This window comes from Campylobacter sp., assembly GCF_052169515.1.
Lineage (GTDB): Bacteria > Campylobacterota > Campylobacteria > Campylobacterales > Campylobacteraceae > Campylobacter_A.
The window spans coordinates 30,315-56,452 of record NZ_JBQNCH010000007.1 but is presented as its reverse complement, the minus strand read 5'-3'; the positions used below and the strand labels follow the sequence as shown (position 1 = coordinate 56,452).

The 26,138-nt window shown below is 38.6% G+C and carries 27 protein-coding genes; 23 read left to right on the top strand and 4 right to left on the bottom strand.

What is annotated here, in order from left to right; translation table 11 throughout:
• Positions 1 to 76 precede the first annotated feature (76 nt).
• Genes ACTTKV_RS03545 through ACTTKV_RS03535 form a run of 3 tightly spaced genes read right to left on the bottom strand, consistent with a single transcriptional unit; the run spans position 77 to position 1,425 of the window.
• Entirely contained in the window at positions 77 to 718 is a 642-nt protein-coding gene (locus ACTTKV_RS03545; protein ID WP_442549272.1) for a thiol:disulfide interchange protein DsbA/DsbL, read from the bottom strand.
• Between the two features lie 9 nt (positions 719 to 727).
• Complete coding sequence (bcp, locus tag ACTTKV_RS03540) at positions 728 to 1,225, bottom strand: thioredoxin-dependent thiol peroxidase (protein WP_442549271.1); 498 nt, start codon at positions 1,223 to 1,225, stop codon at positions 728 to 730.
• A complete protein-coding gene (locus ACTTKV_RS03535) occupies positions 1,222 to 1,425 on the bottom strand; it encodes a tautomerase family protein (RefSeq protein ID WP_149719814.1) in 204 nt (67 codons plus the stop codon). The genes bcp and ACTTKV_RS03535 overlap by 4 nt, the downstream gene beginning before the upstream one ends.
• A 115-nt stretch (positions 1,426 to 1,540) precedes the next feature.
• On the opposite strand from ACTTKV_RS03535, the gene ACTTKV_RS03530 reads away from it, so the two are divergent.
• Complete coding sequence (locus ACTTKV_RS03530; protein WP_442549270.1) at positions 1,541 to 1,945, top strand: hypothetical protein; 405 nt, start codon at positions 1,541 to 1,543, stop codon at positions 1,943 to 1,945.
• Here the strand turns inward: ACTTKV_RS03530 and ACTTKV_RS03525 are convergent.
• Positions 1,942 to 5,256 (bottom strand): DUF748 domain-containing protein, encoded by a 3,315-nt coding sequence (locus ACTTKV_RS03525; protein WP_442549269.1) that lies wholly within the window; start codon positions 5,254 to 5,256, stop codon positions 1,942 to 1,944. The two genes, ACTTKV_RS03530 and ACTTKV_RS03525, sit on opposite strands and share 4 nt — an antisense overlap.
• A 172-nt stretch (positions 5,257 to 5,428) precedes the next feature.
• Here ACTTKV_RS03525 and ACTTKV_RS03520 point away from each other — a divergent pair, with 172 nt between their 5' ends.
• The 22 genes from ACTTKV_RS03520 to ACTTKV_RS03415 all read left to right on the top strand — a co-directional run bounded on the left by ACTTKV_RS03520 (position 5,429) and on the right by ACTTKV_RS03415 (position 26,125).
• A complete protein-coding gene (locus ACTTKV_RS03520; protein WP_442549268.1) occupies positions 5,429 to 6,961 on the top strand; it encodes an ABC transporter substrate-binding protein in 1,533 nt (510 codons plus the stop codon).
• A gap of 12 nt (positions 6,962 to 6,973) precedes the next feature.
• Positions 6,974 to 7,912 carry an ABC transporter permease gene (locus ACTTKV_RS03515; protein WP_442549267.1) on the top strand — a complete coding sequence of 313 codons (939 nt, stop codon included), beginning with the start codon at positions 6,974 to 6,976 and terminating at the stop codon, positions 7,910 to 7,912.
• A complete protein-coding gene (locus ACTTKV_RS03510) occupies positions 7,909 to 8,709 on the top strand; it encodes an ABC transporter permease (protein WP_442549266.1) in 801 nt (266 codons plus the stop codon). The genes ACTTKV_RS03515 and ACTTKV_RS03510 overlap by 4 nt, the downstream gene beginning before the upstream one ends.
• Entirely contained in the window at positions 8,706 to 9,386 is a 681-nt protein-coding gene (locus ACTTKV_RS03505) for an ATP-binding cassette domain-containing protein (RefSeq protein WP_442549265.1), read from the top strand. The genes ACTTKV_RS03510 and ACTTKV_RS03505 overlap by 4 nt, the downstream gene beginning before the upstream one ends.
• A complete protein-coding gene (locus tag ACTTKV_RS03500; RefSeq protein WP_442549264.1) occupies positions 9,383 to 10,132 on the top strand; it encodes an ATP-binding cassette domain-containing protein in 750 nt (249 codons plus the stop codon). The genes ACTTKV_RS03505 and ACTTKV_RS03500 overlap by 4 nt, the downstream gene beginning before the upstream one ends.
• A gap of 26 nt (positions 10,133 to 10,158) precedes the next feature.
• Positions 10,159 to 11,235: an epoxyqueuosine reductase QueH gene (locus ACTTKV_RS03495; protein ID WP_442549263.1), complete on the top strand. Its 1,077-nt coding sequence runs from the start codon at positions 10,159 to 10,161 to the stop codon at positions 11,233 to 11,235.
• Positions 11,236 to 11,346: 111 nt separating this feature from the next.
• On the top strand, positions 11,347 to 11,793 hold the full coding sequence (gene fabZ / locus ACTTKV_RS03490; protein ID WP_087578292.1) for a 3-hydroxyacyl-ACP dehydratase FabZ: 447 nt from the start codon (positions 11,347 to 11,349) through the stop codon (positions 11,791 to 11,793).
• A 26-nt stretch (positions 11,794 to 11,819) separates the two neighbouring features.
• The gene (gene lpxA / locus ACTTKV_RS03485; RefSeq protein WP_442549262.1) at positions 11,820 to 12,608 is read left to right on the top strand and encodes an acyl-ACP--UDP-N-acetylglucosamine O-acyltransferase; all 789 of its coding nucleotides are present in this window, start codon (positions 11,820 to 11,822) and stop codon (positions 12,606 to 12,608) included.
• On the top strand, positions 12,608 to 13,840 hold the full coding sequence (clpX, locus tag ACTTKV_RS03480) for an ATP-dependent Clp protease ATP-binding subunit ClpX (protein ID WP_442549261.1): 1,233 nt from the start codon (positions 12,608 to 12,610) through the stop codon (positions 13,838 to 13,840). Before lpxA ends, clpX begins: the two co-directional genes overlap by 1 nt.
• Positions 13,841 to 13,849: 9 nt before the next feature.
• Positions 13,850 to 14,887, top strand: coding sequence for a rod shape-determining protein (locus tag ACTTKV_RS03475; protein WP_442549260.1), 1,038 nt, complete (start codon positions 13,850 to 13,852; stop codon positions 14,885 to 14,887).
• Positions 14,877 to 15,632 (top strand): rod shape-determining protein MreC, encoded by a 756-nt coding sequence (gene mreC / locus ACTTKV_RS03470; protein ID WP_442549259.1) that lies wholly within the window; start codon positions 14,877 to 14,879, stop codon positions 15,630 to 15,632. Before ACTTKV_RS03475 ends, mreC begins: the two co-directional genes overlap by 11 nt.
• On the top strand, positions 15,632 to 18,892 hold the full coding sequence (gene carB, locus ACTTKV_RS03465; protein WP_442549258.1) for a carbamoyl-phosphate synthase large subunit: 3,261 nt from the start codon (positions 15,632 to 15,634) through the stop codon (positions 18,890 to 18,892). The genes mreC and carB overlap by 1 nt, the downstream gene beginning before the upstream one ends.
• 120 nt (positions 18,893 to 19,012) lie before the next feature.
• Positions 19,013 to 19,447, top strand: coding sequence for an isoleucyl-tRNA synthetase (locus tag ACTTKV_RS03460; RefSeq protein WP_442549257.1), 435 nt, complete (start codon positions 19,013 to 19,015; stop codon positions 19,445 to 19,447).
• A gap of 49 nt (positions 19,448 to 19,496) precedes the next feature.
• Positions 19,497 to 20,048, top strand: a complete 552-nt coding sequence (locus ACTTKV_RS03455; RefSeq protein WP_442549256.1) for a DUF507 family protein — start codon at positions 19,497 to 19,499, stop codon at positions 20,046 to 20,048.
• Positions 20,048 to 21,166, top strand: coding sequence for a glutamine-hydrolyzing carbamoyl-phosphate synthase small subunit (gene carA / locus ACTTKV_RS03450; protein WP_442549255.1), 1,119 nt, complete (start codon positions 20,048 to 20,050; stop codon positions 21,164 to 21,166). The genes ACTTKV_RS03455 and carA overlap by 1 nt, the downstream gene beginning before the upstream one ends.
• A complete protein-coding gene (locus ACTTKV_RS03445) occupies positions 21,166 to 21,831 on the top strand; it encodes a sulfite exporter TauE/SafE family protein (protein WP_442549254.1) in 666 nt (221 codons plus the stop codon). The genes carA and ACTTKV_RS03445 overlap by 1 nt, the downstream gene beginning before the upstream one ends.
• A gap of 78 nt (positions 21,832 to 21,909) precedes the next feature.
• Positions 21,910 to 22,593, top strand: coding sequence for a response regulator transcription factor (locus ACTTKV_RS03440; protein ID WP_442549253.1), 684 nt, complete (start codon positions 21,910 to 21,912; stop codon positions 22,591 to 22,593).
• Between the two features lie 91 nt (positions 22,594 to 22,684).
• On the top strand, positions 22,685 to 24,175 hold the full coding sequence (gene ccoN / locus ACTTKV_RS03435) for a cytochrome-c oxidase, cbb3-type subunit I (protein ID WP_442549252.1): 1,491 nt from the start codon (positions 22,685 to 22,687) through the stop codon (positions 24,173 to 24,175).
• On the top strand, positions 24,175 to 24,840 hold the full coding sequence (ccoO, locus tag ACTTKV_RS03430; protein WP_442549251.1) for a cytochrome-c oxidase, cbb3-type subunit II: 666 nt from the start codon (positions 24,175 to 24,177) through the stop codon (positions 24,838 to 24,840). Before ccoN ends, ccoO begins: the two co-directional genes overlap by 1 nt.
• A 9-nt stretch (positions 24,841 to 24,849) precedes the next feature.
• Positions 24,850 to 25,062 carry a cytochrome c oxidase, cbb3-type, CcoQ subunit gene (locus ACTTKV_RS03425; RefSeq protein ID WP_442549250.1) on the top strand — a complete coding sequence of 71 codons (213 nt, stop codon included), beginning with the start codon at positions 24,850 to 24,852 and terminating at the stop codon, positions 25,060 to 25,062.
• Positions 25,050 to 25,913, top strand: coding sequence for a cbb3-type cytochrome c oxidase N-terminal domain-containing protein (locus ACTTKV_RS03420; protein ID WP_442549249.1), 864 nt, complete (start codon positions 25,050 to 25,052; stop codon positions 25,911 to 25,913). Before ACTTKV_RS03425 ends, ACTTKV_RS03420 begins: the two co-directional genes overlap by 13 nt.
• Complete coding sequence (locus ACTTKV_RS03415; RefSeq protein WP_442549248.1) at positions 25,913 to 26,125, top strand: DUF4006 family protein; 213 nt, start codon at positions 25,913 to 25,915, stop codon at positions 26,123 to 26,125. The genes ACTTKV_RS03420 and ACTTKV_RS03415 overlap by 1 nt, the downstream gene beginning before the upstream one ends.
• Positions 26,126 to 26,138: the final 13 nt, after the last annotated feature.

Genomic DNA, 26,138 nt, shown 5'->3' with positions numbered 1-26,138 from the left:
TTGGTCTCAGTTTATCTAAAATTGCTTTAAATTTACATTTCTAAGACCAAAATTTGCAGGCATTGCCGGCTAAAATTTACTTGTCTAAAAGCTCTTGTATCGTCTTTGCCATCTCATCTATTGATGAGGCTGTGTTTAAATTTATTAGGTATTTGCCACTTACCACAAAGGCTGGTACACCGCTAATGCTAGCGACATCATAAGAGGCGAACCATGTATCTAAAAGCTCTTTTGCTCTGTCGCTATTTAGTGCTTTTTCGTAGTCGGCTTTGCTCACGTGAGCTGCTTCGAGGGCTAAATTTAGAAATTTTTCTTTATCTTTGCCGTTGTTAAAGTCGTCATTTTTGTCGTGTCTGGCTTTGTAGATAGCAAATTTAGCCTGCTTAAATTTAGACTCATCACTTAGTAGATCTGTACCGTTTGCTTCGTCTATCGAGATAAGAGCCGCAAAAATTTTACTCGCACTCTCGCCAAGTTTGCCTTTGGTGCTTAGGTGATATGGTATAAATTTAACTCCATCAAGCTTTGCCATTAGCTTTTTTGTGATCGAGCGATCAAACTTATAGCAGTGTGTGCAGTCGTAGCTAAAGACCTTGACGACCGAGTTTTTAGGCACATCAAGTGGTTTTGCTAGAGTTTGATACTCTACACCTTCAGTGAGAGCTGATAAATTTAGCGCAAAAAACGTACTTAAAATTAGCATTTTTATAAATTTCATTCTTGCTCCCTATTTTACTAGATCAGCTAGTACTTTTGCGGCATGATCTTTTGCTTTTACGCTTTTGTAAATTTTTACTATTTTGCCGTCTTTGCCGATCACAAATGTACTTCTAGCGATGCCAAGATACTCTTTGCCGTAATTTTTCTTGACCTGCCAAACACCATAGAGTTTAGAAATTTCCTTATCCTCGTCGCTTAAGAGGATGTGCTTTAAATTTTGCTTTGTGATAAAACCAGCGTGCGATTTGACACTATCTGGACTAATACCGATAATAACAGTGTCATTTTTGATAAACTGATCGTAGTTTGCGCTAAATTCGCAAGCCTCAGTCGTGCAGCCTGGGGTGTTATCTTTTGGATAGAAGTAAAGCACTACATTTTTACCCACAAAGTCCTTTAGTGCGACCTTTACACCGTCTTGATTTAGTGCTTCAAACTCTGGCGCCTTATCGCCAACTTCAAGCGTTATCTTTCTTTCTAAATCTGCTTTGCTAAATTCGCTCATTTTGTCCCCTTTCTCTTATTTTCTACACTCTCGCCTGCTACGCCGATATTGCTAGCGTCGTGAGTCTCTAAAAATATCATAATCGACTCTTTTTTCTTGCCAAGTACTCTCACAAGCGTATCTGTCATCTCTTGAAAAACTTGATCTTTCTGCTCTTTTGTCGGCTCTGGACCTGCTATTTTTATATTTACATAAGGCATTTTTGCTCCTTTTTTAAGATGTGAAATATTAGCTAATTTGAGTGAAATTTCAGATTAAAGCCTTTATTTAAGAATTTGGCATTAAAATACAAAAACTTGTTATTGGGAGCGAAAAATGGACTACAACAAACACAATAAAGGCTTTGTTTGCTTTATGTATGGCTTTGGACGAAGCAGGGCAGTTTACGCTGTTTTGATGGTGCTGGTCGCATTTTTGCTCGGTTTTTTAACATTTGGCTCAAGCGCTCAAGCTGACGTTTTAAATTTACAAATAGCCCTTGGCGTCATGCTTTGTGGCCTTTTGCTGATCTTTGTAAATCCAAAAATTTTCATCATCAAGCTCGCAGGCTATCTTATCAGCCTAGTTGGCGTCATGATCGCCCTTCATAATGCAAGTTTGCTAGGTGCGGACTTTGACCTATACTTTTACGCGAGTCTCGTTTTTGGCGCATTTATGATGCTCATGCTTCTTAGCTGGTTTGTTTACAATGCAAGAAGTAGCGAGATAAATGAAATTTAGTTCGCTACTCCCATAAGTACGCTTGTATAGGTGTTTTGCTTCACATCGGTGCTTGTCGCTTCTTTTACACTTATCCTGCTTTTGTCAAGCCCAGCTTTTACAAGCGCCTCTTTGACAGCATTGGCGCGTTCATTGGCGAGCTCAACTAGCTTTTCTTTATCCACCTCGATCGCCTTTAGAGCCTCTTCTCTTAAGGCTTTGTCGCTTCTATCTTTTGCGTTTAGCACTAGCGAATTTAGCGCCCAAACATAGTCTTTGCCGCTAGATGCGATGAGCTGGTTGAGCTTTTGCTCTAGCCTTTTATCTTTAAAGTAAAGCACGTCTATCTCTGAGTAGGTTGGTGTGATGCTAAGACTCATCTTTGGTTTTTCGGATGTTATCTTTATAAAATCGTCTATTTTGGCTGCTTCTGAGCTTATTAACTCGCTACTTCCAGCAAGAAAGTCAATGGAGCTTAGATCTTTTCCGCCAAGTCCTAAAGCATTTCCTAAAAATCTAAATGGTGCTAGCGTAATGTCGGCAAAGAGTTTTTTTACCGCGGCCCAGACAACGCCACCATATTTAAAGTCAGGATCATTTAAATTTCCCTCAACTGGAAGATCGATGTTTATCTGGTTGTTTTCATCACTTAAAATCGAAATAGCAAGCGATAGCGGTAAATTTACAGCATCTTTTGAGTCAACTTTTTCACCAAGCGTGAGAGAGTCAAAATTTATAAGATTTGAGCCATCCAGCTTAGAGTCGATGATACTATATTTTAGATTTAAATTTAGTTTTCCTTTTTCTATCTTATAGCCTACGAATTGCCCGCTGTAAGGTGTTATATTGATTAGGTCAATGTCCTTAAAGTCGAGCTTAATCTCTGTATTTTGTTTTATCTCAAATGGAAATAATTTTGCTGTAATCTTAGAGAAGCCATTTTTGCCGACTACGCCTTGAAATTCCCCAGAGCTTGGACGCTTTTTGTCGATGTCAGTGAGCTTGCCGTTTAGTTTTGATATCCTTGTGGCAAATGGCATAAATAAAGATGCGTCTGAGAAATCAACTTCGCCATTGTTAAGTGAGAAATTTTTAACACTGAAATTTATTTCATCGTCTTTTTTGCTAGCTGCCTTTTTGCTCTCAGATTTTTGCTCGCTTTGAGCTTTATTTTTATCTTCTTTTACGATTTTGCTTAGGTTAAATTCGCGCTCTTTGCTTAGATGAGCTTTGATAAATGGCGAGTTTAAGCTTACGCCAGATAGTTCTAGGTCGTTTTTGAAAAATGAAATTTTATCTATATTCAAGCTTTTAAATGCAAAAAGCTTTTCACGGTCTTTGTCGTTTAAGGCGATATTTTTTATACTGATTTTTGCGTTGGCTTTAGTATCTTTTGCGTAGTGTAGCTCGGCATCAGCACTCATCTCTCCACTCACAAGATCTGCTTCTAAAAACGGCTTTGCGTAGGCAAAATACTTTGGTAAATTTGTATCACTTAGTTTGATTTTTGTATTTACATCAAGTGGCTCGATCTTGATCTTTGAGTCTACATTGAGGTTTAGCTTTTGTGAGCTTTTCATATCCACCTTTGTATCAAATGGCCTACTAAAATCACTACTTAAATTTGCAACTTTTATAAATAGATTATCAAATTTATGAGCGATCTTCTCGCCTTCAAAAAGGTGTGTCAAAGCGATGTCAGCGTTATTTACATTGATATTTTTTATATCAAATTTAAACTCACTATCTTTGCTTTTTGAAGCAGCTTTGCTCTGCATTTTTTTCTCATCTTTTGATACTTTTTTGGCTGTTTTTACTGGTTTTTCTTCGCCAAATCCTAGTTCATTTATAGCGCTTAGACCGTTACCACTTAGCTCAGAAGTAAATTTAGGCTTATTTACATCGATGCTAGCAGTATTTAGAGTCATTTTTAAAATATCAAAGCCTATGCTCTTTGCAATGACTTCTGTCACGTTTAAAATTTCCTTGTTTTTAGCTTTTAAATTTATGCCATTTACATTAAGCTCATTAACACTAGCCTCACTTTTGTTGCTATCTTGTGTAAAACTTGTGCCTAAAATTTGTATGTTTGTTACGTTTGTGGTCGCATCCTTGCTAAGTGGTGCATTTATGCCACTAAGCGCCGTTTTTTCAAGACTTAAAGCGACTTTTTCATTTAGCAAATCTGCCTTTAAATTTGAAGCATTGAGGTCTTTTAATGTAGCTAAATTTTTACTGACCTCATCTACCTTTAGGCTGCTTGCGCTTATATTTTTTAGCTCCGCTTTAGCATCTAGCTCGCTCTTTTCATTTAAATTTGCAAGAAGCGAGATACCGTTTAAATTTAGTGATTTTAGGCTTTCTTCAACCGCGCTTTTAAAAGAGATCTCGTTTAAATTTATGTCGCTTAAATTTAGCTTGGCATCTATGGTTTGGGCTATTTTGCTATCTAGATCAAATTTTGGTAGATCAAGCTCGCCAAGGCTTATCTCATTTTCGCCCTCGTTTAAATTTAGTGATTTTATATTTAAAAAACTATCCTTTAAATTTATCTTTGTAGCGTTTTCATCGGCTTTTATATCGTAGTTGATACCTAAATTTATAACTGCATTTTTAAGGTTTAGTGTATCGTTATCGATGAAGCTTATCGCAACTGGCTTGATGCTAAAGTCCTTAATGACAACACTACCATTTATGTTTAGCGGATTTAGCCTGATATCGCCTTTTAAGTCGATCTTGTGTGCAAGGCTTGAGTTTGAGTCAAAGATATGATTGCCGGCACTATTCTTTTTTGTATTTAGCGAGTTTAACTCGTAGTTTATATCATCAAAACTTACATTAAATGGCTTTGTGAGATTTTGGTCGCTATACGAAAATGAGCCTTTGATGATCTTGGCACTATTTAGGGCGAAATTTATCGAGCTTGTACTGTTGTCCTCATTGCTTGCATTATCTTCACCTATGAAGTTGCTAAAGTTAAATCTCGCATCCTTAGTTCTTGCGATCTTTACGCTTGGCTCATCAAGTCTAAAAATATCAATCTCTATTAGTTTTTTGAAGATAGAAAATGGCTTTAGCTTGATGTCGACTTGCTTTGTACTAAAAAGTGGCGAAGTGCTGTTTAGTTCAGCATTTGTAGCGTTTAGCTCAAAAGTAAATGGATTAAATTTAGCCTCTTTCACAAAAAGTGTTGCATTATAGTCTTTTAGATACTTTGGAACAACATTTTTGATAGCATAAGGAACACCAAAAAAGCCAAGAAGCGTATAAATAAGCAAAAGTGAAACTAAACTTATACCTGAAATTAGGGCTATTTTTTTATTTTTATTCATTTAAAATTTTACCTTGAAGTGAGCTAAAATAAACTTTGATTTTACTTTAAATAAGGTTAAAATATAGTTAGAAATTTCCAAATTTTTAGACGTTTATATTTACATTTTAGTTAATAACACTTTTATAAAATTCGTATTACCATTTTACAAATATTTCAAAAAAGGGGATAATGTGAAGAGAATTTTACTTGCATTTTTCTTGTTATTTGGCGTTTGCCTTTACGCAAATGAGAGTAAAGTCGTAATAGCTATTGAGGAGCAAACACCTCGTATAAATCCACTTTACGACGAGGATCATGATCCTACACTTTCGTTAGTTTTTTCTGGTCTTACGAGCCACAATGAAAATAGCACGCTCGTGCCAGAGCTTGCCAAGTCTTGGCAGGTGAGTGATGATGGATTGGAGTATGTTTTTGAGCTAAGAGATGATGCTTTTTGGCATGACGGAGTCAAATTTAGCGCAAAGGATGTTAAATTTACCATCGAAGCGGCTCAAGATAAGAAGCTGAACGCACCTGCTATCTCAAACTACGAGGTCGTAAAAAGCGTTGAAATTTTGGGTGATTATAAGGTAAAGATCACGCTTAGCGAGCCATTTCCACCGTTTCTAGACGCACTTAGCTTTGGTGTGTTGCCTGAGCATATCCTAAAGGGCAAAGATATAGCAACTGATAAATTTAATGACGCTCCTATCGGAACTGGTGCGTATAAACTCGTAAAATGGAAAAAAGATGAGAGTTTAGAGTTTGTGGCAAATGAGAAATTTTACAAGGGCGAGCCAAAGATCAAAAAGGTATTTTTTAAAATTGTCGGCGATGAAAATTTAAGACTTGTAGGCCTAAAAAGCAGTGAGATCGACGTCGCGCTTATCTCTCCAACTGGCGTAAATTTTATAAAAAATGATAAAAAATTAAGCTTGCTTAAGTTTAAAAGCGCGGACTATAGAGCGCTAATGTTTAACTTTGAAGATCCTCTTTTTCAAGATAAAAATGTAAGGATAGCCCTAAACTACGCAGTCAATAAAGATGAGATAGTTAAAAATTTATTCCACGGATATGCAAGTGTGGCGAACAATCCGGTAGAAAAAAGCTTTGCAAATGATGGCGAGTTTAAATTTAGCTACGATCCGCAAAAGGCTAAAGAGCTACTTGAAAAGAGTGGCTTTAAGAAAAACAAGGCTGGCTTTTTCGAAAAGGACGGTAAGGAGCTTGGCTTTGATATCTACGCCTTTAATAACGACGTTTTAAGGGTCAATCTAGCCAAAATTTTAAGCAGCGAGTTTGAGAAATTTGGTGTAAAAGCCAAAGCCTACGCAAAGCCAAAAACAGCTTTTGATCTAAGTAAGGTAGATAGCTTTGTGATCGGCTGGGGAAGCCCGTTTGATCCAGACTTTCATACATATAGAATTTTTGGTGGATTTGCCGATGTGAGCATAAATGAAAATGGCTGGAACTTTAGCCACTACAAGGACGCAAACGTAGATCTCACCCTAAAAAACGCAAGGTATACAAAGGATGTGGAGCTTAGGAAAAAGTACTATAAGGAATTTCTAAAAGCGCTTCATGAAAATCCGCCTTACATTTTTATAGCCTATCTTGACTATCCGCTTGTTTTTAACAATAAAATTTCAGGCATCAAGACGCAAATTTTGGGACATCATGGGGCTGGATTTTTATGGAATATAAGAGAGTGGCAAGTAAAATAGTGGATAAAAACTTTGTTTAGAGCCATTTTTAAAACAGCGATCTCAAGCCTTGGATTGCTGTTTTTTATCTCGTTTTTTCTATTTTTGCTCATATATTTTTTGCCAGGAAACGTCACTGACGCGATGTTTTCAAGGAGTGAGGCGATAAATTTAGCTATAAAAGAGCAAATTTTAAAAAATTTAGGGCTAAAAGATAACTTTTTCGTGCAGTATTTTAGGTGGCTAGCTCGCTTTATCACAGGAGACTTTGGCACTAGTTTTGTAAGCGGAGCGAACGTATCTCTGCTCATTAAAGAGCGGCTTTTAAACTCGCTTATTTTATTTTTTGCTTCGTTTTTTTTGATAACTCTTTTGTCTTTTTTCTTAGGGCTTTTAAGTGCCATTTATAAGAATAAATTTGCTGATATTTTTATAAATTTTAGCTCGTTTTTACTAGCTTCATTGCCGCATTTTTACATCGCTCTTGTGCTAATAGCGATATTTAGTGTATATCTAAACTTGCTACCAAGCTCTGGCGCAAACGAGCTAGGATATAGCGGAGTAGGGGCTAAATTTATCATCTTACCAACTCTTGCCATTATCTTGCCACACCTTGGTGCAAACGTGAAATTTGTAAGAGACAGGCTAAATCAAAGCCTAAGCGCTGACTTTATCCAAACAGCGCGCGCTAGAGGTTTGGGCAGTGGCAAAATTTATCTCTTTGCCATAAAGCACGCAAGCACCGATATGGTTTATTATTTCGCCACACTTGTGGCTGGCGTTTTTGCTGGCTCGTACGTCATTGAGAGTATTTTTTCATTTCCGGGCATAGGCAAACTAAGTCTTGATGCAGCGATCGCCAAAGACTATCCAGTCGCACTTGCAACCATTTTGCTAACAGCCATTTTTGTCGTTTTTGCAAATTTGCTAGCAAAAATTTTTGCTATTTTGGCAGATAAGAGAAATTTATGAGAAAAGTCCTATTTTTCCTAGCTTGCTTTATATTTTTGGCACTTGTCGCATTTGCCTTTGTGACACCATTTTTTTCTAAATTTGAGCCAAATTTCACTGACTTTATGGCAGTAAATTTAGCTCCAAGTAGCGAGCACATCTTTGGCACTGACATCCTAGGCAGGGACAATCTCATAAGAGTAGCTTGCGCGCTTAAAAACTCACTTCTTATCTTGCTACTAGCTGGCTTTTTAACGACACTTTTTTCGCTCATATATGCCTATTTTGGCACGAGTAAGAGTAAAGCTTGTGAGAGTATTTTTGACAAGGGACTTGATACCTTTTTGAGCATACCAAACATCGTTTTTATCATGCTTTTTAGCTCGTTTAGTAGCGGAGATCTGCTTATAACATCTTTTATCATCGCTATTTGTTCGTTTATGCAGGGAGCAAAAGTCTTTATGCAAAATTTAAGACTTAATAAAAAGTGCGACTACGCCGAGCAAGCCGTGATAAATGGGGCTGGTAAATTTAGCCTTATCTGCTTTGAAATTTTGCCAAATTTAAAGCATCTTGTAGTTAGTATCTTTGGCATAAATGCGATAAATGCGGTCGTCATGGAGGCCACGCTTGGCTTTTTTGGCGTAGGCAGCGATGCAAATAAAATAAGCCTTGGCATCATGCTAAATGAGAGCAAAGAGGCACTTTTTCTTGGCTCATGGTGGATGGTGCTTTTCCCTGGGGCGACGCTCTTTTTGCTCATTCTTGCAACCTCGATCATCACGTCAAATTCAAAAAATGGCAATATAAAAATATGATAGAGATTAAAAATTTAAACGTTTTTTATAAAGATAGGCAGCTTTTGCGTGAGCTTGATTTTGACATGAGTGATGGTAAATTTATAGGTATCACAGGCGCTAGCGGCAGTGGAAAATCTCTCTTTGCAAAGAGCCTAATAAGGCTTTTTGATGATCATTTTAGAGTGAGGGCGGATAAATTTAAGATAGGTGAAAAAGATATCTTAAAACTTAGCCAAAATGAGCTAAAAGAGCACCGAAGAAAAGTTGCCGCGCTCGTTTTTCAAAACTCAGTTGCAAGCCTTCATCCACTCTTAAACGTGGGCGATCACTTTAACGCTTATCTTGATGGCGACAAAAGGGCGAATAAAGAGCTTGCATTTAGCTACTTTAAGGAGTTTGGGCTAAATAACGCAAATCTCATCTGGCACAAATACTCATACGAGCTAAGTGGCGGCGAGGCGAGCCGTGTGCAGATCGCTCTTGCGCTTTGTCTAAAACCAAAAATTTTGATCTGCGACGAGATAACAAGTGGGCTTGATAGCATTAGCGGGGGCCAAGTGGCAGGCATCTTAGAGAGCTTAAAAGGCAAGATAAGCGTCATCTTTATCTCGCATGATGAGGCGCTGACAAACTATCTTAGTGATGAGATTTGGCAAATGAGAGATGGGCGGCTAAATTTAAAGGAAAATGCGTGAAAATCAAGCTTGAAAACGTCTCAAAAAGTTTAAACTTTAAGGAACATTTTAATGCAAAAAGTGAAACCTTACACCTTTTAAATGGGATAAATTTTGAACTTGATGATGGCGAAAATTTAGCCATTTTGGGCCAAAGTGGTAGCGGAAAAAGCACGCTTGCAAAGCTCATATCATTTAGCGAGCCAAAAAGTGGGGGCAAAATTTATATAAATAATGAAGAGATCACGGACAAAAATGACCTCAAAAAAGATATCAGATATATCTTGCAAAACCAAAAACAAGCGCTAAACCCAGCGCTTAAGGTAAAAACAGCCATCGCTCATGTGAGGTCATATCTTAAGCTTGGCTTTAGCAAAAATGAGCTCAAAGAGCTTCTGGCAAATTTAAATTTAAAAGATGAAATTTTAGAAAAATATCCGTCTCAGCTAAGTGGCGGCGAAGCGACAAGGGTTGGGATATTGCTAGCTCTTCTTTCTAAACCAAAAATTTTAATCTGCGACGAGATAACAAGCGGGCTTGATAACGAGACGAAGCAAAAGATCATAAATTTGCTTTTAAGCTTAGATGAAAAGATCAGCATAATTTTCATAACGCATGATATTTTAAGTGCTAAGATGATCGCAAAAAAAGTACTTATAATCGAATCTGGCAAGCAAATGGCTTTTGATAAATTTGATGACCTAGTAAGCCAAAATGTCCTTAAAAAGTACCTCAATGCGGCTAAATTTTATGATGACAAACTTTGATATAATGCAAGCAAAAAAGGTCAAATTTGCTAGTTCAAATCTGCTGCTCGGTCGATAGCCACTATTTTTTGCAACGCTTACGAAAAGACTTTCCAAATGAACGAATAGTAGGCTATTTTTATGATCCAAACATACATCCGTATAGCGAATTTTTACTGCGTTTTGAGGACGTGAAGCGAAGCTGTGAGAAGCTAGGCATTGAGCTAATATGTGGTGAATACGATTATGAGGCGTGGCTTGGTGGCACAAAAGGACTTGAAGATGAGCCAGAAAAGGGCAAAAGGTGCGAGTACTGCTTTGATTTTCGTATGAAAGACTCTGCTAAAAAGGCGCTTGAGCTTGGGCTAGATAAGATCACGACGACACTTTTGATGAGTCCAAAAAAGGACTTTTCTCAGCTTAAAAAGGCGCTCGATGAGGCGGTGGCTGGCTCAAATTTGGAGGCTGTTGCGGTTGATTATAGAAAAAATGGTGGCACAAGCGAGCAGTTTATCCTCGCTAAAAAAGATAAGCTCTATCACCAAAACTACTGTGGCTGCGTCTTTGCGCTAAAAAAACAGAGAGACTCGCAAAATTTGCCACAAAGTGAGCTAATGAGCGAACTACATGCAAGGGCGCTTTATGGCAGCATTGAGGCAAGGCTTGAGCTTTATAAAAAGGTGCGCGAGTGCGAGGCAAAGGGGGAGAAATTTCACCTTTTTAGAAGGCGATTTTTAAACTATAGACTTTTACGTGCTTATGTAAAATTTGAAGGTCATGTGACACCGAGCTACTTTGTGCTTTACTCTGGTTTTAAAAGAGAAAATTTAAGGCTAAATGTGACAAGAGATTGCGAGATGGATGATGAGCTAAAAGAGGGTGTCGTTTTTATGAGTTTAAATCGATTTAATAAATTTACAAATAGTAATTTTGCAAGCATAGACGAGCTTTGCAAAAGACCGCTTGAGCTTAGTGATGAGATGAAATTTCGTCGCGATATAAGTGGGGAATTTTCACAAAATCCTATTATCATTTTAGATGAGATCAAAAAGGGTAGCTACGAAATTTATGCAAAGGCTGTTTTTTATAATGACAGCGAAGAAATTTTGGTTTTAGAGCACTAAATTTAAATTAATCAAAGCTAAATTTCAGAGATTTTTAAGAGAAGCTAATAATTTTTTTCTTAGTATAAATTTGTTACAATCGCCAAAAATTTACATTACTAAGGCTAAAACGTGATAGACGTCGTAGAAATTCAAAAAATTCTCCCACATAGATTTCCATTTTTACTTATAGATAGAGTTGTTGAGCTAGAGCCAGCTAAAAATATCGTGGCTTATAAAAATGTAACCATTGGTGAACCGATATTTCAGGGACACTTCCCAGGTCACCCGATCTATCCTGGTGTCATGATAATCGAAGGCATGGCGCAAGCTGGTGGCGTGCTAGCTTTTAAGAGCATGAGTGACGAGCACCAAGCTGGTATCGAAAATAAAGTGGTCTATTTTATGAGTATAGACGGAGCAAAATTTCGCCATCCTGTCCGCCCTGGAGATAGACTAGAGTATAGACTAAATGTGCTAAAACACAAAGGAAATATCTGGGTGCTTGAAGGTAAAGCATACGTCGATGAAGTACTTTGTGCCGAGGCTGAACTAAAAGCGATGATAGTCGATAAATAGGCTTTTGCTTAAGAAAAAGAGAAATAATGAAAAACATCCACAAAACAGCTGTAATAGAAGATGGAGCGATAATCGGAGATGACGCAAACATCGAGGCCTACGCATTTGTTAGCAAAGATACAGTCCTTGGCAACAACGTCACGATAAAGCAAGGCGCAAGGGTGCTTGGTAAGACTAAGATCGGCGATAACTCTCGTGTATTTAGCTACGCGATCGTGGGCGACATCCCACAAGATATAAGCTACAAAGACGAGGTCGATACTGGCGTAATAATAGGCGAACACGCAACTATACGCGAGTTTTGCACGATAAACTCAGGTACACACAAGGGTGATGGTATCACAAGGATCGGCGATAATGCCTTTATCATGGCGTATTCTCACATCGCACATGATTGCATCATCGGTAGCAACGTTATTTTGGCAAACAACGCAACTCTAGCAGGCCATGTCGAGCTTGGTGACTACGCTGTTGTGGGTGGGCTTACGCCCATTCATCAGTTTGTTAGGGTTGGCGAGAGCTGCATGGTCGCAGGTGCTAGTGCACTAAGCCAAGACGTAGTGCCATTTTGCCTAGCTGAGGGCAATAGAGCCTATATTAGAAGCCTAAATTTAGTTGGCATTAGACGCAGATTTGACAAAGAGCAGGTTGAAGAGCTGGTTCGTGCTTATAAATTTTTGTTTAATCAAGGCATCAGCTTAAAAGATCAAGCAAACGAGCTGATCTCAAAAACTAGCGACGAAAACGTGAAGAAAATGTGTAAATTTATATTAGAAACGACAAGAGGAATTCCGCTTGCAAAAGGAAGAGATTAATGGCTAGAAAGTGTAATTTTTGTGGAGAAGCTGAGTCTGCCGAGAGAAGGCTACTAGCAGATATAGAAGGAAATGCCTATATATGTGAGTATTGCATCGCTGCGGCATACGATATGATACACGGAGATACTAGCGTAGAAGAGAGTAGAAGTGAAGAAGTAATAGAGTATCAAAAACTTACACCAAAGGAGCTAAAATCAGTACTTGACAACTATGTAGTCGGTCAAGATAGAGCCAAAAAAGTGTTTAGTGTTGGTGTTTATAACCATTATAAGAGAATTTTTAAACAAAGTGATATCAAAGATGACACTGAAATTTCAAAATCAAACATCTTGCTTGTTGGACCAACAGGAAGTGGCAAGACATTGATGGCTCAAACTTTGGCGAGATTTCTTGACGTGCCTATTGCGATTTGTGATGCTACGAGTCTAACTGAAGCTGGATATGTTGGAGAAGATGTTGAAAATATCCTTACTAGACTTTTACAAGCTGCAAATGGTGATGTGAAAAAGGCGGAGCAGGGCATTGTTTTTGTAGATGAGATCGATAAGATCGCTAGAATGAGTGAAAATAGAAGCATCACAAGGGATGTTTCAGGTGAAGGCGTACAGCAAGCACTTTTAAAGATCATTGAAGGAAGCGTTGTAAATATCCCACCAAAGGGCGGTAGAAAACATCCAAACCAAGACTTCATCCAGATAGATACGACAAATATTTTATTTGTTTGTGGCGGTGCATTTGACGGACTTCTTGATATTATCGAGAGAAGGGTTGGTAAAAACGTACTTGGATTTAACCAAGAAAAACGTGGCAAAAATGAAAAAGAAAATCTCTTAAGCCTACTTGAGCCAGACGATCTTGTGAGATATGGCCTCATTCCAGAGCTTATTGGCAGACTTCACGTAGTAGCTACTTTAAACGAAATAACAAAAGAAGATATGGTAAAAATTTTAACTGAGCCAAAAAATGCGATATTAAAACAATATCAAAAGCTTTGTGCGATTGATGGTGCTACACTTAAATTTGATGATGAAGCACTCGAAGAGATAGCAAGTCTGGCTATCGAGCGAAAGACTGGAGCCAGGGGGCTTAGAAGTATAATGGAAGAGCTTATGACGGACATAATGTATGAGCTGCCAGAGTTAAAAGAGTATGATATTGTTATCTCAAAAGAGACTGTAAAAGATAAGGCAAAGCCAATTTTAATAAAACACGATAAGAAAATTGCGTAAAGGAAATAGATGTTTTTAGATCAGGTTATAGGTTTTTTCTCAAGTGATATGGGCATAGATCTCGGTACGGCAAATACACTTGTTTTGGTAAAAGATAAAGGCATAATAATAAACGAGCCTTCTGTTGTTGCAGTAAGACGTGAAAAATATGGCAAACAAAAAATTTTAGCGGTCGGACATGCCGCAAAAGAGATGGTCGGAAAAACTCCAGGCGATATTGAAGCGATAAGGCCAATGAGAGATGGTGTTATTGCGGATTTTGATATGACTGAGCGCATGATACGCTATTTTATAGAAAAGACTCATAAAAGAAAAAGCTTTTTACGCCCAAGGATCATCATATCAGTCCCTTACGGACTAACTCAGGTCGAAAGAAAGGCCGTTAGAGAGAGTGCCTTAAGCGCTGGAGCAAGAGAAGTATTTTTGATTGAAGAGCCTATGGCAGCGGCAATCGGTGCAAATTTACCAGTTCGTGAACCACAAGGTAACCTTGTGCTTGATATCGGTGGCGGTACTACTGAGATAGGCGTCGTTTCTCTTGGTGGTTTAGTTATATCAAAATCAATCCGTACAGCTGGTGATAAGATCGATAATAGTATTGTGAATTATATAAAAGAGAAATACAATTTACTAATAGGCGAGAGAACTGGCGAAGAGATAAAGATCGCTGTGGGCTCTGCCGTTCAACTTGAAAAAGAGCTAAGTGTGGTGGTAAAAGGTCGCGACCAAGTAAGCGGTCTTTTAAGTAGAGTTGAGCTAACTAGCGAAGATGTGAGAGAGGCTATGAGGGAGCCGCTTAAAGAGATAGCAGATGCACTTAAAACTGTGCTTGAGATGATGCCACCTGATCTTGCTGGCGATATCGTCGAGACTGGTATCGTGCTAACTGGCGGCGGTGCTCTTATTAGGGGACTTGATAAATTCTTATCTGATATTGTTAAGCTTCCAGTTTTTGTAGCTGATGAACCATTGCTTGCGGTTGCTAGAGGGACAGGCAAGGCACTTGAAGAGATCGGACTTTTGCAACAGCTGACAAATGAAGAGTAAGATTGTTCTTTTTATTTTTATAGCGTTGCTTGCAGGAGCTTCGATATTTAAGGGTGAAATTTTAAGCAACATTTCTATTAAATTTAGCAACTACGCTATAAATTCATATGACAATTTTGCTAAAAGCATAAAAGACTACATAAATGAGTATTTTAGACAGGCTAGTGAGATAGAGAAGCTAAGAGTACAAAATCAAGAGCTAGAGCGCTCAGCTACGCTCCTATCGACTTTTGCAAATGAGCTAAATCAAATTTTAAAAGATAAAAATTCGACTGCCTATACTCCAGCTGTCAAGTTAGTAAAAGGGCTTAGTTACGTAAATATCGGAGATTATAATAAAATTTGGATAAGCGAATTTGAAGGATACGATCCAAATAAAATTTATGGGCTCATCTATCAAGGAAGCAGTGCTGGTATCGTCATATCAAAAGACGGTAAACCGCTAGCTTACTTACAAAATGACCCAAAAAGTATCTTTGCGGTTTACATAGGAAATGATAAAATTCCAGGCGTTGCCCATGGAAATCAAGGTCAAATAATGGTGAAATTTATCCCGCAATGGCTCAGTCCAAAAGAGGGCGATGAGGTCTTTACAAGCGGGCTTGATGGGATATTTTTTAGTGGAGTGCCAGTAGGGCGCGTGAGTAAAATTTTAAAAGAGAGCTCCTATCAAAGCGTGATAGTCGAGCCTTATGTGAAGCTAAATATACCAAACTACCTATACGTTGTTACAAAGGAAAAATAATGCCAAAAAGAACAGATATAAATACCATTTTGCTAATCGGCTCTGGCCCTATCGTTATCGGTCAAGCGTGCGAATTTGACTACTCAGGCACGCAAGCAGCCAAGACACTAAAAGAGCTTGGATATCGCGTAGTGCTTATAAACTCAAACCCAGCCACTATCATGACTGACCCAAATTTTGCCGATGCAACGTATATTGAGCCGATCACAAAAGATAGCATTTTAAAGATCATCGAAAAAGAAAATATTGATGCCATCTTGCCAACGATGGGCGGTCAAGTAGCGCTAAACGCAGCTATGGAAGTATTTGAGAGTGGCCTTTTAAAGGATGTGAAATTTCTTGGTGCAAACCCAGAAGCGATAAAAAAAGGCGAAGATAGACAAATTTTTAAAGCAACTATGCAAAAGATTGGCATGGACCTGCCTGAGAGTAGATATGCTTATAACATGGATGACGCGCTAAATGCAGCAAATGAGATAGGCTTTCCACTAATAATAAGAGCTAGCTATACGCTTGGTGGCGCAGGAAGCGGCGTGGCCTATAATATGGATGAGTTTAAAGAGCTAGCCAATACTGGCCTTGACGCGAGCCCAATACATGAAATTTTAATAGAAGAGAGTTTGCTTGGCTGGAAAGAGTATGAGATGGAGGTCATCAGAGATAGAAATGACAACTGTATCATCGTCTGCTCGATCGAAAATTTTGATCCAATGGGCGTGCATACAGGCGATAGTATCACGGTCGCACCAGCCTTAACACTCACAGATAAAGAGTATCAGGCTATGCGTGATGCTAGTTTTGCCATACTTCGTGAGATCGGAGTTGATACGGGTGGCAGCAACGTGCAGTTTGCTATAGATCCAAAAAGTGGGCGTATGATCGTTATCGAGATGAACCCACGCGTTAGCCGAAGCTCAGCCCTTGCAAGTAAGGCTACTGGCTATCCGATCGCAAAGGTTGCGACGTTGCTTGCAGTTGGTTTTAGCCTAGATGAGATCAAAAACGACATTACAGGCACGCCTGCTAGCTTTGAGCCGGTGATTGACTACATCGTGACAAAGATCCCACGTTTTACATTTGAGAAATTTCCAGGGTCAAATCCATACTTAGGTACTGCGATGAAGTCAGTTGGCGAGGTTATGGCGATAGGCAGGACATTTAAAGAGAGTATCCAAAAGGCGCTTTGCAGCCTAGAGCGTGATCTTTGCGGATTTAATAGCTTAAATTTAGAAAAAAATGCCTTGGTCTATGGCATCAGAAATGCAAACGAGCAGAGAATTTTATATATTGCGCAGGCATTTAGGGATGGCTTTAGTGTGGCTGAGGTGCATGAGTTTAGCAAGATCGATCCTTGGTTTTTAGAGCAAATTTGTGAGATAGTTAAATTTGAAGATAAGATTGACATGGATATATTAAACAACGAAGAGCTGCTACGAGAGGCCAAAAGTATGGGCTTTTCAGACAAGATGATAGCTGTGCTTATAAATGAAAAAGACGATCTTGAGCTTAGTCAAAATGATATCTATTTTGCTAGACAAAAGCTTGGCATCGAGCTTGAATACAACGAAGTTGATACTTGTGCGGGCGAGTTTAAGGCACTAACGCCGTATCTTTACTCATCTACAAATATCACTAAATTTCCTAAAAAAGAGCTAGCAAAAACAGATAAAAAAGTGATGATAATAGGCGGCGGTCCAAATAGGATCGGACAGGGTATAGAGTTTGACTACTGCTGCGTACATGCAAGCTACGCCCTAAGAGACCTTGGCGTAAAAACAATAATGTACAACTGCAACCCAGAAACCGTCTCAACAGACTACGACACGAGCGATATTTTATACTTTGAGCCGATCGATTTTGAACACGTGAGAGCTGTCATTGAGCGTGAAAAGCCAGACGGCGTGATCGTGCATTTTGGCGGCCAAACTCCGCTTAAATTTGCAAAGCGCCTAAGCGTTATCGGCGCAAAGATCATTGGCACAACTGCAAGAGTGATCGATATAGCCGAGGATAGAAAGAAATTTAGCGAATTTATAAATAAAATAGGTGTCCTTCAGCCTAAAAACGATACCGCCACTAGCTTAGAAGAAGCCTTGCAAAAGGCCGCGACTATCGGCTATCCAGTGCTCGTTCGCCCAAGCTACGTCCTTGGTGGCAGGGCGATGAGAAGGGTACATAACGAGAGCGAGCTAAAAGAGTATATGAGCGAGGCGGTAAAGGTTAGTAACCACTCACCAGTGCTACTTGATAAATTTTTACAAGATGCAAAAGAGCTCGACGTAGACGCGATATGTGACGGCAAAGAGGTCTATATTGGTGCGATAATGGAGCACATCGAGGAGGCTGGAATTCACTCTGGTGACTCAGCTTGTATATTGCCACCGATGAGCCTAAGCGATGAAATGATAAAAAAAGTGGAGAGGCAAACCAGAGATATAGCGCTAAATTTAGGCGTTGTTGGCCTTATGAATATCCAGTTTGCTATCTATGAAAACGAGCTTTATATGATCGAGGTAAATCCTCGCGCAAGCAGGACCGTGCCATTTGTGAGCAAGGCTACCGGCGTGCCTATGGCAAAGGTGGCGACAAGGGTTATGTGGCAGGGAAATTTACGTGAGGCGCTTAAATTTTATGATGATTATAGAGTTGTTTATGAAGAGGGCGACATCTTAAAACCTCGCGTAAGCTCGCATGTTAACGTAAAAGAGTGCGTGCTGCCGTTTAACAAGCTAAGTGGCGCCGATCTCATCCTTGGCCCTGAGATGAAGAGCACGGGCGAGGTCATGGGTATCAGCCACGACTTTGCAAGCTCATTTGCAAAGAGCCAGATCGCTGCGAGCAACACTTTACCAAGCAAGGGCAGGGTATTTTTAACGCTAGCTGACGGCGACAAGTCTTACGCACCAGACCTTGCAAAAGATCTTATAGCGCTTGGCTTTAGCGTCATCGCAACTGGTGGCACGCATAAAATTTTAAGCGAAGCTGGCGTGGAGGCTGAGTTTGTCTATAAGATAAGCGAGGGCAGACCAAACGTCGAAGATAGGCTCAAAAATGGTGACATCGCACTTGTTATAAATACAAGTGATACAAAATCAAGTGTAGATGATGGCAAAAAAATCCGCCAAAATGTGCTTAGATTTAAAATTCCATATTTTACAACGATCCGCGCAGCACTCGCAGCTGTTAAGTCGCTAAGTGCAGTTCAAACTGGTAAAGCACTTGAGGTAAAAAGCCTACAAGAGTATCTAAATCAAAGATAATAAATTTTGTGACAGTTTGGCAAATCTAAACTGTCACTATATTTTTATACGTTAATTTTTAAATCGTTTCATAATATTAAAGCTTATATTTAATATAATCTCATCTAAAGAGGAGAGATTATGAAAATTTTAAATATCTTTTTTGCCGGTATCATATTTGTTCTTGCTCCTATTTTTACGCTATTTGTTGGACTTTATAATAATTACTTCTCCTACTACGGCATAAATGAGTACTTTAACGCTATCTTTGCTGATAATGTGCCTTTCTTGTGGCTTTTACCTGTATTTTTTATATTTGGATATTGCTTTTTTTACGCACCATTTAGAAAAATTTTTAGAGGCTTTTATCTGGTTTTACTGATAGTTTGCGCATTTAGCTGGTATTCGGAGTTTGGTTTAGAGCTTGGCAAACATATTTTTATGAGTGAGCCAAAAAGTAGAAATATTGGACTAGATGGTACAGTAGAAGTGAGCGGAAAAGATCTTTATATCGGCCGTAAAGAAATTTACTTTTTAAGGGGCGATAATGATAAAGTCGTTAAAATTTCAAAGTAAAGTTTTACTTTTGTTTAGTTACAATTGCACAAAAATTTAAAGGTTTAAAATGCGTATAAAACTCCCACATGTCCCATATGTATCACATAAAATAGCAATAGATCTTTTAAACTGTGGTTTTGTAAAGTTAAACAAAGGTATCGAGCCAGTAGTAGCAAAGGCAAATGAAATTTTAAGTAACGATGTTCAAAAAGAAAGAGCCTTAGACGAGCGAGTAAATGAGCTTTTGGAGAAAAACGAAGACGAAATGCAGACTATGCAAATCGACCGTAAAAATATGTTTTGGCTCGTTAAAAAGAAGCTTGCAGGCGAATTTGATGTAATCTTAACTCACGAAGATAGATTTAGTAACGTCGCTCACAAGATCCTTGAGACGATTTGGAAAAGTGGACTTGTTGATTACAGCGTATCTGAAAACCGTGTAAAAAACGTGATATACGGCTCAATAGATGAGTATCTAAAAAGCTATGAGAAGATAGAAGATAGTGTTTACGAGATGATGCAAAACTATAAACGTAAGCTTATTCCAGGGACTGACGAGTATGACCTGATTTTTGAGCGTTTATATCAAGATGAGCTTAAAAAAAGAGGAATGCTTTAATGAAAGCTTATATCTACATTGAAAATGGCGTTTTTTTAGAAGCAAAAGCTTTTGGTGCTCACGGTGAGTGTGCAGGTGAGCTCGTTTTCAACACCTCGATGACTGGCTACGAAGAGATCATGAGCGATCCAAGCTATGCTGGTCAGTTTATCGTCTTTACGATGCCAGAGATAGGTATAGTCGGTATAAATGAAGATGATATGGAGAGCCTTAGAATTCACGCAAGTGGCGTCATAATGAGAAGCTACAACGAGACTCCGTCAAATTACCGCTCGCAAAAATCTTTGGGTAAATTTTTCGAAGAACAGGGTAAATTTGGTGTTTACGACGTTGATACTAGATACTTGACAAAGATGCTACGTGACGAGGGTGCACTTATGGCCTACATCTCGACGCAGATAAGCGACAAAGATGAGCTAAAACGCAGGCTTGAAAGTAGTGGCCGTATAGAAAATATAAACTACGTAAAAACAGTCAGTGCTATGGATGAGTACGAACATAAAAAAGGCGCTTGGGATAGAAATTTAAAATCATATAAGCCGTTAAAAAGTGTTGGCAAAAAGATAGCTGTTTTTGACTTTGGTGTAAAGAGAAATATCCTAAACGAGCTATGTGAAACTGGCCTTGAGGTCATCGTAGTACCGCATGATACTAAGGCTGAAGTTTTGATAGAGAAATTTAAAAATGGCGAGATAAATGGGGTATTTTTATCAAATGGCCCAGGCGAGCCAAAAAATTTAAAGGCTGAAATAGGCGAGATCAAAAAGATGATAGAGGCTAGGATCCCGATATTTGGCATCTGTCTTGGACATCAGTTGCTATCAAATGCATTTGGATACGAGACATATAAGCTTAAGTTTGGTCAGCACGGAGCAAACCATCCGGTTTTAAATCTAGAGACAAAAGCAATAGAAATAACAACGCAAAATCACAATTACAACGTGCCAGAGAGCATCGCAGAAGTGGCAGTTGTGACACATAGAAATTTATTTGATAACACGATCGAGGGTGTGAGATATAAAGACTATCCGATCTTTTCGGTCCAGCACCACCCAGAAGCAAGCGGCGGCCCTACTGAGAGCAAGTATATATTTAAGCAGTTTTTAGAAATTTTATAATGCAAGATATAAGCCTCTACACGGTCATCGCGGTTGCTTTTATGAGCAGCTTTAGCCATTGTGTCGGTATGTGTAGTGGGTTTTTGAGCTTGCAGGCTCTATTTTTTAAAGGCAAAAGCAAGAGAGAAATTTTAATGCTAAGCACGCTTTATAACCTAGCTAGAATTTTTGCTTATGTGGTTTTGGGAGCTTTGTTTGGCGCTTTTGGAGCGGCCATTAGCTTTGGCTTGCAAGCAAGAGGTCTTATATTTTTTATAGTTGGTCTAGTTATTGCATTCATCGGTGCTGCGTTGCTTTTTAGAGGTGAGCTTCTAAAATTTGTAGAGAATGAAAAGGCGCTTAATTTTGTAGTAAAAATGGCAAAAGCAAGGCTAAACAATAAAAATCTGATAAATTTTTTACTTCTTGGCTTTTTAAATGGACTTTTGCCTTGTGGTGTTGTCTATTACTTTTTGGCACTTGGGATTTTAAGTGCAAATTTTATTGATTCAGCTCTTATAATGCTTGTATTTGCGCTTTGTACTTTACCAGCCATGCTTCTTACTAGCTTTATTTTTAACGCATTAAGTGAAAAATTTAAGAAGATAATGTTTGAGATGTCAGCTGTTATAATGATAGTAAATGGGATCTACCTATCTTTTTTAGGATATAGGGCGAATGTCTAGGATATAAAATAATACAATTAGATCAAATTAAGTTATAGTTTGTAGTTTCTGATAAATATAACCAAAAAGGAAAGATAAATGAGCAAAATTCTTAATAATCTAACCGTTCTTATTGTAGAAAATGAGAGCGATGGTAAAAAAATAGTACAAGAGGTTATGCGGGATAAATTTGAAAAAGTTATTACTGCTCAAAATGGCGATGAAGCACTTAAAAAATTTAAAAAATACAATCCAAATATGGTTATAACAGATGTATCTATGCCAATCATGAATGGCCTTGATATGGCTAAATACATTAAAGAAATATCAAAAGATACGCCTATTATAGTTTTTAGTGCAAATAGTGAAAAAGAAACACTTTTAAAAGCAATAGATGTTGGCGTTGATAAATATGTTTTAAGACCAATCGATCTTGATGATTTTTTAGTAATATTAGAAAATGTTGCTAAAAATAAGATAGAAACAGCAAATATTATTCAAGTTGCAAGCGGTTATAGCTTTAATAAAATAAAACGTGTTTTAATTAGAGATGGTGTTGAAATTTCTCTTACTAAAAAAGAGCTCGCATTTATATCTTTGCTTATAAAAAGACTTGGCACCCTTGTGCTTCATGATGAGATAAAAAGTGTTGTATGGGTGGGCGAGAGCGTTACTGAGGCAGCTATTAGAACCTTTGTTAAGCGTGTTAGGGATAAGGTCGGTAGTAGCTTTATAAAAAATGTTCCAGGACTTGGTTATAAAATAGACAGAAGACTTTCCTAGTAAAAAATAATTTATATTAATTAAGTCCTTTTATAGTTTTTCTACTCTAAAATAGCTGACTATTAATATAAATTTAACTAGGAGAAATTTTATGCGACCATCCCAGTTGCTACACTACGACTATAGCGTAGCAAAACTATTTATGTTCTCAACGATATTTTTTGGTATCGTAGGCATGGCTATTGGCGTAGTAGTGGCTTTTCAGCTTGCCTGTCCAGATTTAAACTATATAGCTGGCGAGTATTCAGCCTTTGGAAGGTTGCGCCCTCTTCATACTAACGGCATCATATTTGGTTTTATGCTTTCAGGTATTTTTTCTACTTGGTACTATATCGGACAGCGTGTTTTAAAGGTCTCAATGAGTGAGTCGCCATTTTTGATGTTTATTGGCAAGCTTCACTTTTGGCTTTATATGCTTGTGATGATCTTGGCTGTTGTTACACTTTTTATGGGTGAAAGTACCGCTAAAGAGTACGCTGAGCTTGAGTGGCCGCTAGATATCGGAGTGGTTGTAGTTTGGGTACTTTGGGGTGTAAGTATATTTGGCCTTATCGGTATTCGTCGCGAAAAGACGCTTTATATCTCAGTTTGGTACTACATCGCTACGTTTTTAGGTGTTGCGATGCTATATCTATTTAATAATATGGAAGTTCCAACAAGATTAGTTAGCGGATATGGCTCATGGCTTCACTCTGTGTCTATGTATGCTGGCTCAAACGACGCTTTGGTTCAGTGGTGGTACGGCCATAACGCAGTTGCGTTTGTATTTACAGTAGCTATCATCGCTCAAATTTATTATTTCTTACCAAAAGAGAGTGGTCAGCCTATTTTTTCTTATAAGCTTTCTCTATTTTCATTTTGGGGTTTGATGTTTATATATCTTTGGGCTGGTGGTCACCATTTGATATATACCGCTACACCTGATTGGATGCAGACTATGGGCTCTGTCTTTTCTGTTGTATTGATTCTGCCTTCATGGGGATCAGCTATAAATATCCTTCTTACGATGAAAGGCGAATGGACACAACTGCGTGAGAGTCCGCTTATTAAATTTATGATCCTAGCTTCAACATTTTACATGTTTTCAACACTAGAAGGTCCGATTTTAGCGATCAAATCCGTAAATGCGCTAGCTCACTATACTGACTGGGTGCCAGGACATGTGCATGATGGAGCACTTGGTTGGGTTGGCTTTATGACTATGGCAGCACTTTATCACATGACACCACGTGTGTTTAAGCGTGAAATTTACTCAAAATCACTAATGGAAGCTCAATTTTGGATACAAACAACAGGCATCGTTTTATACTTTGCATCTATGTGGATCGCCGGTATCACACAAGGTATGATGTGGAGAGCGACTGATAGCTATGGAAATTTACTCTACTCGTTTATTGATACAGTAGTTGTGCTTATCCCATACTACTACATAAGAGCTATTGGCGGACTTCTTTATTTGGTTGGCTTTTTTATGTTCACTTACAATATCTACAAATCAACTTCTACTAAAGCCATCTTGGCAGAGCCAAAAAGTGCTTCGCCAATGGGTGGTGGAGAAAAAGCCAATGTGGAGGTGATGTGATGTTTGCTTGGTTAGAAAAAAATCCATTCTTTTTTGCAGTTTGCGTATTCATCGTTATTGCCTACGCTGGTATTGTAGAAATTTTGCCAGACTTTGCAAATAGGGCCAGACCGCTTGAGGGCACAAAGCCTTATACTGTTTTGGAGCTAGCTGGTAAAAATATCTATATGCAAAATGGCTGCAACACCTGCCATTCGCAAATGATACGTCCATTTAAGGCAGAGACTGATAGATACGGTATGTACTCGTTAAGCGGAGAATTTGCATACGATCGTCCTCATCTTTGGGGCTCTAAAAGAACAGGTCCAGACCTTATGCGCGTGGGCAATTATAGAACGACTGATTGGCACGAAAACCATATGCTAGACCCAGTCTCGGTAGTGCCAGGATCTATCATGCCAGCTTATCCATTTTTGTTTAAGAAAAACGCTGATATAGAGACCGCTTACGCTGAAGCGCTAACGGTTAAAAAGGTTTTTAACACACCTTATGATGAGAAGGATATGCCAGCTCTTGGCATATTAGAGCAAGCAAATGCTAATGTCAAGGCTGAAGCCGCAGTTATCGTTGAAAACATGAAAGATGAGCAAGTTAAAAGTGCTTTTGAAAAAGGTGAAATTCGCCAGATCGTAGCACTTATCGCTTATCTAAACAGCCTAAAGTAGGAGCAAAAGATGGAAAATATTAGAGAGCTTCAAGCTTATGGCTATTTTTTCTTAACAGCATTTTTGGCAATCACTTTGTATGCCTACTTTTTTCATCTTTTTAAGAGCGAAAAAACTGGCAGAAGAAACTACGAACAGTATTCAAAACTTGCTCTTAATGATGAGATCGGCGGAGAAATTTTAGAGCGCAAGGCTACAAAGGAGAGCGTATGCAATGGCTAAATTTAGAAGATAATATAAATTTACTTGCGTTAATAGGTGCTATTTTGATAATCGTGCTAACTGTCGTTGTAGCGGGCAAGTATGTTGGACAGATGAAGGTAAAAAAGGATGAAAACGTAGAGCTTAGCGAGCATAATTGGGACGGTATAGGAGAATACAAAAATCCAGTCCCATTTGGTTGGGCGGTTGTTTTCTTATTAACACTTATTTGGGCTATTTGGTACTATTTACTTGGCTATCCGCTAAATTCTTACTCTCAAATCGGTGAGTACAATAAAGAGGTCAAAGAGGCGAACGCCAAATTTGAAAAAGAGTACGCAAATCCAAGCAAAGAGACACTTCATGCTATGGGAGAGAGCATATATCTCGTGCAGTGCTCAGCATGTCACGGCATCACAGGCGATGGTATCGGCGGTAAGGCTGCAAATTTACAAATTTGGGGTAGTGAAAAAGGCATAGTTGATGCGATATTAAATGGTTCAAAAGGGCTTGAGTATCCTATGGGTGAGATGCCAGCAGGGTTAGCTGACGCTGATGGCGCAAAAGCTATTGCAGCTTACGTAGCTAAAGAGATAAGTGCGATAAAAAGTACTAAAAATGAAAATTTAGTAGCTACAGGTAAAGAACTTTACGTAGCTTGTACAGCATGTCACGGCGAAGACGGTAAGGGCATGGAGGGTATGTCGGTTGATCTTACGAAGTACGGTTCAGCAGAATTTGTGGCTGATGTGCTAAATCGTGGTAAAAAAGGTGCGATCGGTGCTATGCCTAAATTTAACGACGGCAGACTAAATGATATCCAGCAAAAAGCAGTTGGCGAATACGTCATATCGCTATCAAAGGGCGAATAATGGAAAATAAAAATAGAAATATCTTTGCCTTAAATGGCATTAGCGGTTATTTAATAGCGGTGGTACTTTTGCTCTCTATCCTTGTAGTGCTTACATATATGGGTATTGGCTTACAGCAAGAGGTTGCAACTAAGCCTTACTCGCTAAAAGATGCGGCTAGTATCCAGATGAAAAGCGTAGATAACGCAAAACACGTCATCATAAAGGAGTAGTGATGCTAGGCAT